The sequence below is a fragment of the Gudongella oleilytica genome (genome assembly GCF_004101785.1).
Taxonomy (GTDB): Bacteria; Bacillota; Clostridia; order Tissierellales; family Tissierellaceae; genus Gudongella; species Gudongella oleilytica.
Window position 1 is genome coordinate 1,608,765 of sequence record NZ_CP035130.1, and the last position, 15,774, is coordinate 1,624,538.

The 15,774-nt window shown below is 41.7% G+C and carries 17 protein-coding genes; 2 read left to right on the plus strand and 15 right to left on the minus strand.

Annotated elements, in window-relative coordinates; translation table 11 throughout:
* The first annotated feature begins 2 nt into the window (after positions 1–2).
* The gene (locus EC328_RS07695) at positions 3–680 is read left to right on the plus strand and encodes a cell division ATP-binding protein FtsE (protein ID WP_128426236.1); all 678 of its coding nucleotides are present in this window, start codon (positions 3–5) and stop codon (positions 678–680) included.
* Positions 670–1,551, plus strand: coding sequence for a cell division protein FtsX (locus EC328_RS07700; RefSeq protein WP_128426237.1), 882 nt, complete (start codon positions 670–672; stop codon positions 1,549–1,551). The genes EC328_RS07695 and EC328_RS07700 overlap by 11 nt, the downstream gene beginning before the upstream one ends.
* Positions 1,552–1,570: 19 nt before the next feature.
* Here EC328_RS07700 and EC328_RS07705 read toward each other — a convergent pair whose 3' ends face one another.
* The 15 genes from EC328_RS07705 to EC328_RS07775 all read right to left on the minus strand — a co-directional run bounded on the left by EC328_RS07705 (position 1,571) and on the right by EC328_RS07775 (position 15,656).
* Complete coding sequence (locus EC328_RS07705) at positions 1,571–2,464, minus strand: DMT family transporter (protein ID WP_128426238.1); 894 nt, start codon at positions 2,462–2,464, stop codon at positions 1,571–1,573.
* A gap of 65 nt (positions 2,465–2,529) precedes the next feature.
* Positions 2,530–3,528, minus strand: coding sequence for an S-layer homology domain-containing protein (locus EC328_RS07710; RefSeq protein ID WP_128426239.1), 999 nt, complete (start codon positions 3,526–3,528; stop codon positions 2,530–2,532).
* Between the two features lie 10 nt (positions 3,529–3,538).
* Entirely contained in the window at positions 3,539–3,931 is a 393-nt protein-coding gene (locus EC328_RS11730) for a YkvA family protein (protein WP_128426240.1), read from the minus strand.
* Between the two features lie 2 nt (positions 3,932–3,933).
* Positions 3,934–4,188: a cysteine-rich small domain-containing protein gene (locus EC328_RS07720; RefSeq protein ID WP_128426241.1), complete on the minus strand. Its 255-nt coding sequence runs from the start codon at positions 4,186–4,188 to the stop codon at positions 3,934–3,936.
* 131 nt (positions 4,189–4,319) lie between these two features.
* The gene (locus EC328_RS07725) at positions 4,320–4,919 is read right to left on the minus strand and encodes a superoxide dismutase (protein ID WP_128426242.1); all 600 of its coding nucleotides are present in this window, start codon (positions 4,917–4,919) and stop codon (positions 4,320–4,322) included.
* A 115-nt stretch (positions 4,920–5,034) separates the two neighbouring features.
* Positions 5,035–5,985, minus strand: coding sequence for an alpha/beta hydrolase family protein (locus EC328_RS07730; protein ID WP_128426243.1), 951 nt, complete (start codon positions 5,983–5,985; stop codon positions 5,035–5,037).
* Between the two features lie 49 nt (positions 5,986–6,034).
* Positions 6,035–7,414 carry a tryptophanase gene (locus EC328_RS07735; RefSeq protein ID WP_128426244.1) on the minus strand — a complete coding sequence of 460 codons (1,380 nt, stop codon included), beginning with the start codon at positions 7,412–7,414 and terminating at the stop codon, positions 6,035–6,037.
* 32 nt (positions 7,415–7,446) lie between these two features.
* Entirely contained in the window at positions 7,447–8,019 is a 573-nt protein-coding gene (locus EC328_RS07740) for an HDIG domain-containing metalloprotein (RefSeq protein ID WP_206363835.1), read from the minus strand.
* Between the two features lie 72 nt (positions 8,020–8,091).
* Positions 8,092–9,501, minus strand: a complete 1,410-nt coding sequence (locus EC328_RS07745) for a sensor histidine kinase (protein WP_128426246.1) — start codon at positions 9,499–9,501, stop codon at positions 8,092–8,094.
* A gap of 6 nt (positions 9,502–9,507) precedes the next feature.
* Positions 9,508–10,179 carry a response regulator transcription factor gene (locus tag EC328_RS07750; RefSeq protein WP_128426247.1) on the minus strand — a complete coding sequence of 224 codons (672 nt, stop codon included), beginning with the start codon at positions 10,177–10,179 and terminating at the stop codon, positions 9,508–9,510.
* 276 nt (positions 10,180–10,455) lie between these two features.
* On the minus strand, positions 10,456–12,099 hold the full coding sequence (locus EC328_RS07755) for a M20/M25/M40 family metallo-hydrolase (RefSeq protein ID WP_128426248.1): 1,644 nt from the start codon (positions 12,097–12,099) through the stop codon (positions 10,456–10,458).
* A gap of 133 nt (positions 12,100–12,232) precedes the next feature.
* Entirely contained in the window at positions 12,233–12,655 is a 423-nt protein-coding gene (locus EC328_RS07760; RefSeq protein WP_164906068.1) for a universal stress protein, read from the minus strand.
* Positions 12,656–12,795: 140 nt separating this feature from the next.
* Positions 12,796–14,160 carry an amidohydrolase family protein gene (locus EC328_RS07765; protein ID WP_164906069.1) on the minus strand — a complete coding sequence of 455 codons (1,365 nt, stop codon included), beginning with the start codon at positions 14,158–14,160 and terminating at the stop codon, positions 12,796–12,798.
* On the minus strand, positions 14,161–14,928 hold the full coding sequence (locus tag EC328_RS07770) for a serine hydrolase (RefSeq protein ID WP_128426251.1): 768 nt from the start codon (positions 14,926–14,928) through the stop codon (positions 14,161–14,163).
* Between the two features lie 26 nt (positions 14,929–14,954).
* The gene (locus EC328_RS07775; protein WP_128426252.1) at positions 14,955–15,656 is read right to left on the minus strand and encodes a B3/B4 domain-containing protein; all 702 of its coding nucleotides are present in this window, start codon (positions 15,654–15,656) and stop codon (positions 14,955–14,957) included.
* Positions 15,657–15,774 lie beyond the last annotated feature (118 nt).

Genomic DNA, 15,774 nt, shown 5'->3' on the forward strand with positions numbered 1-15,774 from the left:
CTATGATAGAAGCCAATCAATTAAGTCTTCAATACAAGGATGGAACCTTCGGTTTGAAAGAGGCATCCCTTGTTATAGCCGGCGGAAAGCTGGTATACATAACCGGTGCAAGTGGTTCTGGAAAGACGAGCTTTATAAAGATGCTGTTAGGTATCGAGAGACCGACCAGTGGAGATCTTAAAGTTATGAATATGGATATGAAATCTATCGGTCATGGTGAGCTGCGAAGCTTAAGGCAGAAGATAGGACCTGTATTTCAGGACTTCAAGCTCCTGGACGGGAGAACAGCTTGTGAGAATGTTATGACAGGCCTTAGGTTTCTTGAGCTTAGCAAAGAAGAATTGTACCAGAGAACTTTAGAATCATTAGAAAAGGTCGGTCTTTCCCATAAGGTGCACAATATCGTTGACAAGCTCTCCTATGGTGAAAGACAAAGAGTTGCCATTGCAAGAGCGGTTGCGCGCAAACCGGTGTTGATAATTGCCGATGAGCCTACTGGAAACCTTGATAGATCCAATTCAATAATAGTACTCGACCTTCTTAAAACCTTTGTTTCCCCTGAAACTACAGTAATCATAACTACACACGCCACACATCTTTTGGAACGTGAGAAGGACTATGTACACATAACGGTAGAAGACGGAAGGATGTCTCTTAAGGAGGTGCATCATGAGCTTTAAGCTTTTCAATTTTCCTTACTTCCTGAAGGAAGCAGGCACCCTTGCGAGGAAGGATCTGTCGTCCTATATCCTGTCTGTCTTGAGTCTTTCTATGATCTTCTTCATTTTGTCAATGACTGCCGGCCTTGGATATTCAATGAGCTATATGGCTGAGTCCCTCCAGTCTGAGGCTGAAATCAGCGTTTATTATGATCCGGGTTCTGATCCTGACAGAATTTCAGAAGACCTGCAGGAGATAAATGGAGTCGAAGAAATTATACTTATACAAGCTGATGAAGCGAAGGACAGGATGGTTAAGCTTCTTGGAGATGATTCCAAAATACTCGCTCTATTTGATTATAATCCCTTCAGCGAGTATCTTGAGGTACACATACAACTGGATAAGGCCGAGGAGATTTCCGTATCTGCAGCGAATGTTGAGGGAGTAAATTACGTACGGGATAACAGGGAGGTCTTGACCAAACTTGAGGACATATCAGCTGTGTTCAATCTTGCAGGACTACTTGTTATAGCTGCAGTTGGTGCCGCCACTGTCGTACTGACCTCTCATATAATAAGACAGGGAATTTATCTTAACAGAGATGCTATTGGTACGTTAAAGTTACTTGGTGCACCTGATGGATTCATATACCTGCCCTTCATCATCAATGGAGTATTCCTAAGCATTTTATCAGGAATATTAAGTCTCGGGGTAACTATCATGTCAGCTTCACAGATATTTAATGGTCTGACTGGTTCTCTCCCTTTTCTGGTTTTACCAGATTATGATTTGCTGCTGACAGGATTGTCAATATTTACCCTTTCAACGGCACTGTTATTGGGCTTGGCTGGATCATTGGTGGGAATAGGTTCAACAAAACCAAAAAAGTGAGGCTGTTGTCCCTCACTTTTTACGTCAATAAAAGTATAGCTACACCTGAAACAGAAATCAATGCACCAAGAATTTCTCTGGGTTTGACCTTTTCCTTGAATAAGGCAATGGAAAAAGGTATTATTGTGACTGGAGTCATTGAGGTTATAGTCGAAACTATTCCTGTGCTTGTGTACTTAAGAGCAACAAGCGATAAATTGACTCCGATGAATGGCCCGAATATGGACCCCAGAAAAGTATATTTCAAGGCTTTTCTGTCCATGATTGCAGAACGAAGGTTTTTCCACTCATTTCTTACTGTAACAAAAATTACAAAGCACAGAAATCCAGCAATAATTCTAATTTGAGTAGCTGCCATAGTATTGTAGTCTCCGAGGCCAATCTTGCTGAAGACCATTCCTGATGCACTGCCAAAGGCTCCAATAAAGGCATAGGTAAGGCCTTTGATCGAGTACCTTACTCTCATTCTGCCATTATCCTTGCTTAAAATAACTAAAACGATGCCAGAAATAGTGATAAGCATACCTAATAGAGCAGAGGGAGATAGCCTTTCAGACAGGAAGAAAAATCCCAATAAGGCTGCCATAGGCGGGCTTGACGCCATCATAAGCATAGACACTCTGACTCCCACCTCTATGTAAGCCTTGAGCATAAAATAATCTCCAAGGAAAAACCCAACTATGCCTGACAAGGCCAGCCAGGTCCAGTTCTTGAGCGTTGCATCGACAGGCAAGGCTATGCCCCTTGTAAAGTATGCAGTTATACTTAACATAGTAAATCCAAAAATCAACTTATAAAAATTTACTGATAAACTACCTATCCTTTTACTGGCCTGGCTGAAAAACAAGCCTACCAGAGTCCAGCTTATTGCAGTCGCCACTGCTGCAAGCTCACCTATATTGCCCTGTGGCATAATATCCAACTCCTTAATCGTCCGACCCAGTTAGGCCTGCTGACAGCAGGTCTATAAGTGCGATCCTATTTAAATTGCTCATAAGCTCTTAAGGTAAGTAAAGCTGCTTGCTCCCTTGTAGTATGGTCGAGTGGGTTCAGCGCCCCTTTTGCATCTCCCTTCATTATCCCATTGTGGACAAGAAACATTACTGCATCGTATGCATAAGGCTGGATCTGTTCACCTGTGTCCCGCGGTTGATAATAACTGTTGATCTCAGGAATAATAAGCTTAAGGGTTCTGAAGATTATCAAAGCAATATCCTGTCTTGAGATCGGATTGGCTGGCCTGAAGGTGCCATCATCATATCCGGTTATTATGCCAAGGCTGGCTGCCTTTGAAATTTGGGGGTCGTCTGTATCCGTAAAAGTGGCTTCACTGTATTCTGCCTCAATGCCAGTTGCCGATTCATAGAGGCTTACCATCATTTCACTGAATTCCTCACGGCTTATAATATCTCTCATGTTAGTGCTGATCCTCGGTGTGATAAAGCCATACTCCATCGCCTTATCCAGCTCCTCAATAGCCCAGCTGCTGGCATAATTATATGGGTATATGAGACCAAGACTTGCACTTGCACTGAAGCTGTCCGCCAGATAGTATGAGCCCAATATGTCATTCATAGCCTGGATATACCTTACTCTTGCACTATAGGATGTGCTCATGAAATCAATTTTTGTCTCATCTGATCCAAGCTCATCAAGTGTTACCGTTACAGAAATCCTTGAATCCGATCCCTTCTGAAGCTGATCATAGCTGTAATAGAGATCCTTGATATGGATCTTTGTTCCCTTTCTTATGTAGATATTGACGTGATAACTCAGTCCGCTTCCCTGGTAACTGTTGTTAATGTATTCTTCCAACAATGGATCATTTATCCAGGATAGATTTAATCCCTGTGTATCACCGGCAGGCAACCCTATACTGACTGCCCGGGGAGTGCCTGGCTCGAAACCAACCGCCTCAACATGAAATGGCTGTAAGATTAAAATCATAATTATAAGCAATATTAATGTCTTTCTCATCGATTACCTCCTACCTGTTGACATCCTTCCAATGCTTGTACTTGTCCAATTCATCCCTCATTCTGGTCAGGATATATCCAAGTACTGCCGCATCGTCCAAAAATCCCGTCATAAGAAAGTCAGGAATTATGTCTACAGGATTTACCAAGTAAATTATCCCTGCCACTATAGAAGCTATACTTCCTTTGGAAATGTCTCTGTATGTCTTTCTTGAAAAGTCTCTTGTTAAGCTCAAAGCCAACCCGATATCTTCTATCATGCCGGAAAGCTGGTCGTTATCCTTTACCTTAATGCTGGCTGAAGACAAGAGATCTTTCATTCTTTCTGAGTCTCCCATATACTCCTTTGCCTTACCCATCAGACCCTGAGTGATCCTTGCAGGATCAAATTTCTTTTTTTTCATAACTACTCCTCCAATGGATTAGCCCTTGTGTACTTGATCAGAATATCGTTTATGTATTCATAACCTTTATAGCTGTGTGGAATGAAACATCTGCTGCAATCCTTTATGCCATTTATTACTGAGTATTTTCCTCTGCAGTCTTTTATGAGATAAAGTGGACAATAGCAAAACATGCAGTTGAACTCCTCATTTTTTATTTCATGACAAGGATAATACTGACAATCGTTGTTTTTATAATACCTGAATGAATTCTCCATTTTATCACTCTTTCTCAATTATGTTCATAGTATTATACCATAGTTGCCGCATATTTGTAAAAATCAGCGTCTAAAATCGAGCCGAAAAAAGAAGGTCCGGTTTCCCGGACCCACTTCTTCAACCTATTGATTTATTTCATATTCTCTTCAGCTTTATCCCAATCAACAACGTTAAACCATGCATCGATATAATCTGCCCTTAGATTTTGGTATTTCAGATAATAAGCATGCTCCCAAACATCGATCCCCATTATAGGCTTCAAACCTTCGGAAATGGGATTATCCTGATTAGGGGTTGATACGACCTTAAGCTTTTCTCCGTCCAGAACAAGCCAAGCCCAGCCGCTTCCAAACCTGCCCATTGCAGCCTTTTTAAACTCAGCCTTGAAGGCATCCAGACTCCCAAAGTCTCTGACTATAAGCTTGCCCAGTTCTCCCTTTGGTTCTCCTCCACCTTCTGGAGACATAAGCTCCCAGAACATTGAGTGATTCAGGTGCCCTCCGCCGTTGTTCCTAACAGCTGTTCTAATGTCTTCAGGAACGGATCCAAGATCGGAAATTATCTCTTCTATACTCTTGCTCTTTAAATCCTCGTGTCCCTCAAGTGCAGCATTCAGGTTATTGATATATGCCTGATGATGCTTTGTGTGATGGATCTCCATTGTCCTTGCGTCAATATGTGGTTCAAGTTGATCGTACTTGTAATTTAATTCCGGTAGTTTGAATGTCATTGTATCTCTCCTTTATCTATATTAATTATTAGTTATCCGGTATGCATATACCCCAAAGATATAATTGATAAACATTATCATTTATCCTCGAAAAAAAAGTCCGCACCTGGCAGACTTAATTGTTGTTAATAAAGTTTATTATCTTATCCATCAACTGGGGGTGTAGAGGAAGCTTTGGATCCTGATACGTCTTCAAATTTCCTTCACTATCTGTTGGAGCCTCTTTAAGGATGTGGTTCATACCTTCAATTATCACAGGCTCCAAGCCGGCACCCTCGCCCAACATTCTGGCATCCTCAACTGTTACCTGCAGATCATTGTCTCCCTGAATTACCATTACTGGTGCATTTATCTCCCCATAAACCTTCACAGGATCATATTTGAACCACGAAATTAAATACGGCTGGACACTGTCCCTGAAGAGAGATTGAAGCATTTCAGGAACATCCTCAACTGTCCTTCCCTCCTTAAGCTCCATTATTATCGGAGTAGTAAGATCGGTTATTTCCTTAGGTTGTGTGGACAGCTGCCTGATTAAAGTATCATAGGCGGGTTCTCCTACACCAGCAAGTGAAATAAAGCCTGAAACCTGGGTCTTTGTGGCAGCTGCAGCCGATATAAGCGCACCCTCGCTATGTCCAATTAGGTAAACACTGCTGAATCGCTCGTCTGATCCAGCTTTTTCAATCCAGAGAACCAGGTCATTTATATAGTCCTCAAACACAAGCTCACTTTCGCTTTTTATAAGCCCCATAGACTCGGCTATACCTCTCTTGTCATACCTTATGGATGCGATCCCGTTATTTGCAAGCTCCTGAGCAATCATTTTCAGTCCATTGTTCGATCCCGCTATTGCACTGTTCCCGTCTCTGTCAGTAGGTCCTGAACCAGAGTGAATAATTGCTACCTTAAACGGGCCTTCACCCTGAGGAACTGTTAGAGTCCCATATATGACCCCGCCTTCAACAGTCAAGTCATATTCTTCCTCTTTAACTCCTCCAGTTGAACTACAACCGCTTAGAACCAATAGTAGTCCTAATATTATAATAAAAACTCTTAATTTCATATCCGTTCCTCCAATAAAAGAAGGCCTGATGCTAAATCAGGCCAGTTGATTACTTAAGCGGCTCAAGCTTTGCTGTGAAGTGTCTAAGCACCTCCGGTTCCCAGGTTATCCTGTAGCCCTTGAGAGTATCCTTTCTTTCCTTTATCGCTTTAAGTGCTTCAACTATAACGTCAAGATGGGATTGAGTGTAAACTCTCCTTGGCACTGCCAGTCTAGTAAACTCAAATTCTGACTCTATTTGCTCGCCTGTGTCGGGATCATTGCCCATCATATATGACCCTATATCACAGCTTCTGATCCCTGCTTCGATATAAAGCTCAATAGCCAGTGCCTGAGCTGGGAACTCGTAATAAGGTATGTGTGGAAGAAGCTTCTTGGCATCCAGAAATACAGCATGTCCTCCAACCGGAGATTGGTATGCTATGCCTGCCTCGTCAAGCTTCTCTGCAAGGTATTCCATCTGACCTATTCTGTATTTCAGATAGTCAAAGTCAGTTCCTTCCTGAAGACCTATCGCCATAGCCTCGATGTCTCTTCCTGATAGTCCACCGTAGGAAACGAAGCCCTCATAAGGAATAGTCCTTGCCTTAACAACTTCAAAAAGCTCAGGATCGTTCTTGACGCCCACCAGTCCGCCCATGTTGATTATGGCATCCTTCTTCGCACTCATGGTGAATAAATCGGCATAGCTGAACATTTCCCTTGCGATGTCCTTAATTGACTTATCTGAATACCCATCTTCTCTATTTTTGATAAAGTAAGCGTTTTCCGCATACCTGGCAGCATCTATGCACACCGGGATGTTGTAGGATTTTGCTATTTCACTGGTCTTTTTTATGTTATCCATGGAAACTGGCTGACCGCCTGCACTATTGTTTGTCACTGTTATGATTATCATGCCTACGTTCTCAGGACCATACTCTTCAATAAGCTTTTTAAGTCTTTCTATGTCCATATTTCCCTTGAATGGATGATAATTGACTGTATCCAAAGCCTCAGGAATAACGCAGTCTATTGCTCTTGCACCTGCCAGCTCTACGTGAGCACGTGTGGTGTCAAAATGCATATTAGATATAGCTACCTTGCCTTCGTGAAGGAATATTGGCATTACAACCTTTTCGGCTGCTCTTCCCTGGTGTACAGGTTGGAAATACTCATAGCCGAATATATCCTTTGCTGACGCCATAAGGTTCTTGTAGCTTCTCGAGCCCGAATAAGCCTCATCCCCAACCATTACTCCAGCCCATTGATTGGCACTCATAGCTCCGGTACCACTGTCTGTCAAAAGATCGATATATACATCGTCTGAATCAAGATAAAAAACATTGTAATGAGCATTCCTGATCTTTTCGATCCTTTCCTCACGAGTCAACATCTTAATGGGTTCAACCATCTTGATCTTGAAAGGTTCAGCATAGTATTTAGTCATGAAATCCCCTCCATTTTATTTTATAGAAATGACTACAGGTCTCCCTTAAGCCCTATCTCCTCAGCAACCTTCCTCATCCCGAGGATAGTCTGATTTATGACTTCCATCAATTCCATTCCCATCATAGCAACGCCCTCCTCAATCACCTCACGGTTGACACCTGCTGCGAAGGATTTTTGGCCCCACTTCTTCTTCACGGATTTTGCTTCCATGTCCATTATAGATTTGCTGGGTCTCATAAGAGCTGTTGCAGCAACCAAGCCTGTGAGCTCATCAACAGCATATATAGTCTTTTCCATCATCTCTTTTGGTTCAACATCTGTACAAAGCTTCCATCCATGGCTAAGTACTCCCCTGATGTAATCCTCAGGCCAACCCTCTTCACGTAATATTTGTTCAGTGACCTTGCAGTGCTCTTCAGGATATTTATCGTAGTCAAGGTCATGGATAAGTCCAATCACACTCCATTTTTCTACATCTTCGCCAAATAGCTCTGCAAAATGCTTCATAGTTGCCTCGACTGCCAGTGCATGCTTTATCTGGCTGTCGTTCTCAACATATTTCGTTAAAAGCCTGTAGGCTTCTTCTCTTGTAGGTCTCGTCAACAGGATCCCTTCTTTCTAACTTTTAATTAGATTTTACCGGAAATTTACAACAATTACAATAGCTGCTGATTTCTATTTTCTGAGTCTGAAGTAAAAGGTACTCCCTTCGCCTTCCTTGCTCATTACTCCATATTCTCCGTTATGAGCCATAATTATTGATTTCACCAATGAAAGTCCTATGCCCGAACCTGTTTTTCTTCTGGAATGGCTTTTCCCGCCTCTGTAGTACCTGTCCCAGATATAGTCGATTTCATCAGCAGCAATTCCAGGACCGTGATCCTCTATTGAAAACCTTACTGAATCGTCATCTCCTTCTACTTTTATAGCTATCCGCCTGTCATCATCCGTGTAATTTACTGCATTACCAATTAGGTTATAGATAGCCTGCGAGAGCTTCCTTTTATCCCCGAGGACAATTGTATCCCCATTTGCAGTAAGCTGGAAAGTATATCCTTCATTTTCCTGGAAATAGTTGAATCTATCCAGAACCTCCCTTGAAAGCTCCGTCAGATCAAGTTCTTCCATCTCCATATCTCTAAGTCCTGACTGAACCCGTGAGAGCTCCAGCATATCATCAACAAGGGATGACAGCTTGTCACTCTCTTGGATTATGGTTTCCAGATGCGCTTCTCTCTTTTCCTTTGACTCGCCGGATATGTCCCTTATCATTTCACTATATGATCTTATAACAGTCAATGGGGTCTTAAGATCGTGGGTAACATTCGCCATCAGATCCTTCCTTAGCTCCTCTGCCTTTGATAGCTCCCTGGTCGTGGAGTTCAGAGTATCTGCGAGGTTATCGATCTCTGTATATGCCCCTTTTTCAAAGCTTACTGAATAATCCCCTTTGGAAAGGGCTCTTGCTGATCTGGTTATATTTGTTATAGGCCTTGAAATCCATCTTGCAAGGATCAAGGATATGCCAAGGGAGAGGAAAAATGATATTCCGGTTATTCGAATGAGCTGGCTTTTTAGTACGTTTACAGTAGAGTCTATTGGTTCAAGCATGGAGTTTATGAAGAGAAAATAGTTCGGAGCATCCCCATTCCTTAAGATAGCTCCATATACCAATATTGGATTTCTTACCCTATCATCAGTTCTCGTGTATACTACATAGTCAGTCTCTGATCCATATAACCTGGCAAGAAAATCTGAGAAGGTTTCGCTGTTTAGTCTGGGCTGCCGTATTATGTCGAATAAATCTAATGGGTATACAAGCTTACCTGTCTGGTCAAGTATATTAATGGAAATTCCTTCATTAAATGAGGTTTCCACTAATGCATTCTCAAAATCCAGGGATCCGTACTTTGCAGCAAGCTCATTCCCTATCCTGCTTATTTCCTTTATTTTCATGGATTCATAATAGCTGTTTAAAAATACGATCTGCAATAACCAGAGTAATGCCATGATCGCTGCTGCAAAAGAAACGAAATAAAGCCACAACTTGAAATTTAATGATTTCTTGTCAAGCTTGGATATCATGCCGCCTCATTTCCTTTCCTCAAATTTATAGCCTACCCCTCTAAGCGTTACTATATTATCTCTGTAAGGGCCAATATTGTTTCTCAGCATCTTTATATGCGTATCGATAGTCCTGTCATCCCCAAAAAAATCATATCCCCATATTTCTTTAAGAAGCTGCTCCCTGGACAGTGCCCTGTTTTTATTTGATGCAAGATACACCAGTAATTCAAATTCCTTTGGAGTAAGGTCAACCTTATCCCCATCGACGAAAACATCCCTCGCTTCAATATCAATGACCAATCCATTAAATCTCAAGGGTAATTTCTTATTTCTTCCCCGATCTCTTCCGATAATTGCATTTATTCTTGCCATTACCTCTTTTGGCGAGAAGGGCTTTACTACGTAGTCATCCACTCCAAGCTCAAATCCAAACAGCTTGTCATATTCCTCTCCTCTTACTGAAAGCATTAAGACGGGTACATTTTTTGTCTTTCGTATTTCCTTGACGGCTGAATATCCATCCAGCTTAGGCATCATAATGTCCATTATTACCAGGTCAAAATCATTTTCTCTGCAAAGTCTGACAGCCTCCATTCCATCGGCAGCCTCTGTGACACAATGTCCTTCAAATTCTGCATATTCCCTCAGTACCTCTCTTATCTTGCTCTCGTCATCCACAATCAAAAGTCTGTACATCATATCACCCCATTTTTATTTTATACTCGCTGTGTGAAAGCTGTGTGAAAATGAATAAGCTTTTGTTTTTTGTTGTAGTAATCTTTAATTTGATGATATCAGAATATGAATATCGCAACAATATTACTACGAGAATCAACCCACAACAAAAGCAAACCGCATTGACTGAATAAGTCAATACGGTTCAGACTGAAGACAAAGCTCAGCAATCAATAAAGATTGTTGAGCTTTGTCTTCAGTCTAAGGCAGATTTTAACTGCCTTCTTAGTATAACTATTAGCCTAATATAGTTCTTATTAATTTATCCACCATCTTTGGAGTTCTGTCATAAAGATCCTGCATGAATACCCTCTCCATATACTTGTGATAATCCTTGCCCCATGGTCCAAGGTTTATAACAGGCATGGAAAGCTCCTTCATAGTCTCCAGAGGTATATAGTAGGTATCCTTCCATAGCATCATATTATCCTCTATATAGCCAATGTTCTCCTTATCTGCCTCAAACATTGCGTAGGATAGGTCTGATATCCCTGTGAAATAATTTTGAGTGTAGCATTCCTGTCCCCAGGTATTTTTCGCCAATTCCTCAACAGACTCCATCGCCTTGTCTATTCTGGGTTTCTTATCTGGGATCATTAGATTGTTGACGTTTGGATAATAAGGAGGTGCCAAAGCTATAACAACCATAGGTGACATGTCGCTGACGTACTCAAGTGTCTTCTCAATTATTCTATATGCTGCGTTAATCGTTGTCAGCTTTTGATCCTGGATCTCTTGCTTGATTCCCTTCATCATTTCTTCCATTGCCTTTACAAATTCGTCATCTGAGTCTGCCACAGCTTGCTTATAAAGCTCACCATAAAGCATGACATTTGTTTTCCATGGCAACCTGACTATCTCTTCTCCTTTTAGCTCAAGGTATTTTGCGTAGCTTGAGTTTAGATCTTCTATTACTTTGTCGAAGGAATCCTCGGAGATCTTTCTGATTGCCTCAAAAATATCTTTAGGTGGCTTTGCCAAGGTCAGTATACTCATATACCCTGCTGCAGCCATGGGAAGACTTACATCATATACTTCCTTTCTGTCCTTTGAATAAAGCCATGTTGGAGGAGGCGTGACTGTGTTGCCCACCCTCTCAAGAAATTCGGGATTTACCTCTGTTCTTCTAACTATTTCCGCTAAAAGATTTATCGGATTAAAGCCCTGGAATATATGTCCCACGTGGGTTAGCTTACCTCTTACATATACAACAGGCATTAGCTTGCCTACTGAGCCGTCGTAGAATGTCTGAACTTCCGGATCGACTCTGTCGTGAGGCTCAACGTTTAGCATCAGTACATAATCCAGGCCGTATTTTTCCTTAAGCTCCTTCAAGAGCGGTATTGCTCCCCTCATACCAGCTGAAAGGTTTTCCTCATCAGGCACAGCTATAAAAACAAGGTTTCCTTTGAAGCCTTCTTCATCCATATATTCCTCAAGGAGAGAAAGATGGATGGCCGCTCCTCCCTTCATGTCGGCGACGCCTCTACCAAAAAGCCATTCGCCGCTGTCAAGGTCCTTTTTCGCATCCGCCGTCAGCTCAAGTTTTCCTTCTCTTAGCTTTTCCATCAGCTTCTCCGGGAAGTATGCCAAATCCTTCAGAGGTCCATAAACATCTGTATCGACTATGTCCGAGTGATGTATCAATACTATAGTGTCATTTCCTTCTCCCTTAAGTAAGCACCACGGAACTGTTCTATCCAAATGATCGTTCGCAATTTTGTAGAATCCTGAGTGATCAGGGTTATTCCTTAGATATTCCTGCTCACCAAACCATTGCTTATAGAACACCTGGTTGTTGTTCTCAAGCCTTGTTCCGGTATGAGTAACTGTACTAACATAATTCATTACATTTCTTTCGATCCTCTTTTGCCTATTCAAGCCTCTCAACTCCTTTATATTTTAACTCCCCACACTATTCTATCAGTATTGCTTTAACACTTCAATTACGAAAAAAACCCCGAGATTATCGGGGGACGAAAAATACATGTTGCCAGGTATCAGCACCCTCAGACTACTTAACGATAAGCACTGATATCTTAATATGGTGGATGACTTTATCAGAAACGCTTCCCAGAAGAGTTCTTGAAAAAGCTCCCAAGCCTCTGCTACCCATGACCAGCAAGTCGAAATCTCCTTCTTCAGCATACTTTACGATTTCATCAACAATATCACCAGTCTTGTAAACTGTGGAGAATTTGCCGGGGAAGCCCTCGAATATCTCTTCAGCCTCCTTAAGGACTTTCTGAGCATGGGAAATTGCAGTTTTGCCGAGTTCTGTCTTTAATTCCCTGTTCTGAACATACACATTATCCCATATATTCGCCACGGTTATCACCACCACCTCACTGTTTAGTGAGGTTGCCAGCTGTTTTGCCTTGAATATCGCTTTCTTAGAATACTTCGATCCATCTGCTGCGACCAAAATTCTATTCATTCGACTCCCTCCCCTACTACACATTTTGCAGGACCGCCTTATGAATAATATAACTGTCACAATATAAATACCCTCATTGAGAAAATAATCTCAAAACTAACTTTATATCTTGATAATTGGACTTATTTGCTTCTAAATGCTCAGGTCCTTACTGCTCTTCCCAGGTCATACCTTAATATTTCACCATTATTCAGCGCAATTTCACCGTTGATTATTATATACCGGATGCCTACCGGTGGCTTTAAGGGATCTTCAAAATCAGCTGTATCAACCACTGAATTCGGATCGAATACCGTTATATCCGCTTCGCTTCCTACCGAGAGTTTCCCCTTATCTATTCCAAGTCTTGTAGCTGGTAATTCGGTCATTTTCTGAATTGCATTATAAAGACTCAATACACCCTGTTCCCTTACATACCTGCCAAGGACTCTTGGAAAGGTTCCGGCAGCTCTGGGGTGACCATGTCCCTCATTCAACATACCATCGCTGGCGATTATGACTCTTGGATGCTTCATAGCGAGATCAACTTCTTCTTTTTTCATAACGTGTGCGACGATAAGGTGCTCCGGATGTTTATTCCTTATTTCCAAAAAGCTTTTTTCATCAAGTATCTTGCCACGATATATCCCTTGAGTTGCCCGCAAAGCATCATAACCACAATTATATCTCTCCAAAAACCCCTCATCAAAGGTAGTCGAGCCAGCAAGAGTAGCAAAAGCGCTATAAGGATAGCAGTCTGAGCCAACGTCCAATCCAGAAGCAAAGAGCCCGTCTATAAGTGTAAGGGCTTCCTCCATCTGTCCATAGGCAGCCATGCTCCCGATATGGGATATCTGAAGCTTTGCTCCCATTTTCCCCGATATGGAAGTAATCTCCAAAATTGATGGTATTACCTCTTTCGCATCATCTCTTACATGAGCTGCCAAAAGTTTATTCTTATGAGAAACAACTGATGCAAGCATTTCAAGTTCAATATTATCTAATCCTGGTATATATCTTACTCCAAAGGAAAGACCAAGAGTTCCTCCATCAAGCTCCTTCCTGAGCTTATCAGACATTTTCTCAATAACAGCCTTACTCACATCCCTATATCTGTCAAATTCCCCAAAAGCTGCCCTTAGATTACTATGTGATGATAACAGCCCTATATTTACCGGGTAACCTTCTAAGTCAGCCAAAGAGAGATACTCCACCGGATCCGACGGACCTAAGCCACAATTACCGCCTATAGCGGTCGTAACACCCATTCTCATCATGCTCAGTGAAATGCAATGCTTGAATCCGTTTCCGGAGTTATCGATCGGATCCTCGTGCATATGCATATCAATAAATCCAGGGGTTACAATATACCCTGAGCAATCTATGACACTTTTACCTTCAAGAACATTCGATGTTACAGCTGCAATTTTACCCTCATTTACCCCTACATTCAGCTTACTCATGACCCTGTTTGCAGGATCAATCACAAGACCATTTATTAGCACCAGATCTAACACGAGTAACACCTACCTTTTCAGCGATAGATCGTAGAAAAGCTTTGCAGCCTTTCTATAAAAATCCTCAGTCATCTGCACGTTGGTCCCGTATGCTGCAAAGCAGATAATAAATGGCCTTTCAGAAAATACCAGGGCAACATCGTTCGTTATACCGTCGTCCTCACCTGTTTTATGAGCGATTTTTACTCCCTTTGGTATGTAGTATGGGATCTTATGATTCAACTGCTGTGTTTTCATTATGTCAAGCATAGCCATACTGGCTTTCTTCGATATAAGCTCCCCATTATAGAGTTTTTCAAGGAATGTACCCATCTCAAGTGGTGATATGTAGTTTTCCTTGCCTTTTTTCTGTTCCTCAGAATCAAAAAGTAATCTATTAAGTTTTGTTTTCTCGAATCCCAGTTCCCTAATAGTTGAATTTATGGAGTCCATTCCCAACAGCTTAATCATAATATTTGTTGCCGTATTATCACTTTGAATTATCATAAGTACGCAAAGGTCCATAATGGTAACCTTCAAACCATCATGCATATAGGTCAGGGACCCGCAGCTTGGCAGCTTATCCTTCTCTTTAATTTCAATAAACTGGTCAAAGCTGATCTTTCCCTGACTCTCTTGCTTGAAGGCCTCAAGTAGGACCATAAGCTTAATAACGCTTGCGGCCAGGTATTTTTCATCTGCTCTTATGCCAAAGCTTTCTCCGGTTGTAAGGTCCTTGTAGTAAACGCCTATATTCCCCTTAAGCTCCTTCATCATTTCCATAACAATCTCTTTCATCCCTCAATACCTCCTACTATACATTATCAAAACTCTATCGTCCGGTTATCCTTATCCACGACAAATGTCTTGAATCTGCCTCCAAACCGATTTCGGACAAGCTCCTCAATAGATTTCAAAGCTCTGTAGAGTGACTGATCCCCATTGTCACCAAATCCAACCAGTTGAAAAATCAAGTGATTACTTTCCAGGTCCGTCTTCCCAAGCTCGCTTTGCCTCCATAGCCACTTTCTCGTTTGTACGACATTACCACTTGTAAAGACCATTTCTCCAGGGTCTACATCCTCATATTCAGTTTCTCCGAATGGAAGGAATACATCACCGTTTCTGCTGAATCTTACCTCCAGATCTTCTTTGATATCGTCGAGATCGTGTGCCCCTAAGGATATCATCTCCTCTATCGCAACCGCATTGCAAAGGTCCACCAAAGCATTTATAAGGGGAAGTTGACCTCCCTTTACTATCCTCTTATACATAGCCTCAACTGAAGCCATATATTTGTTTGGATTGATGCCTGCCTTGGTCATTATATCCCTGTATAATGACACATTCCTTAGGCCCCTGATTTCTTCAGCCTTTATGTTCGCCCTCATCTTTTCCTCTGCGTTTCTTAACCTGGCTTCGTCCTCGGGAGATGTCTCTGAATTCTTGATGTCTTCTCCAATAATGATCCCAAACCTTAGATTTGGATTGATTTCGAAAACTGCCTCATCAACCGTGTACTTCATTCAATCACTTCCTCATGTCGTTTTCCTATGATTATAGCACAGCTTTAAATAAATATCACATTGAAGCGTGCAAAAAACAAACCTGCGAATATTAGAGTCCTTTCTAACATTCGCAGGT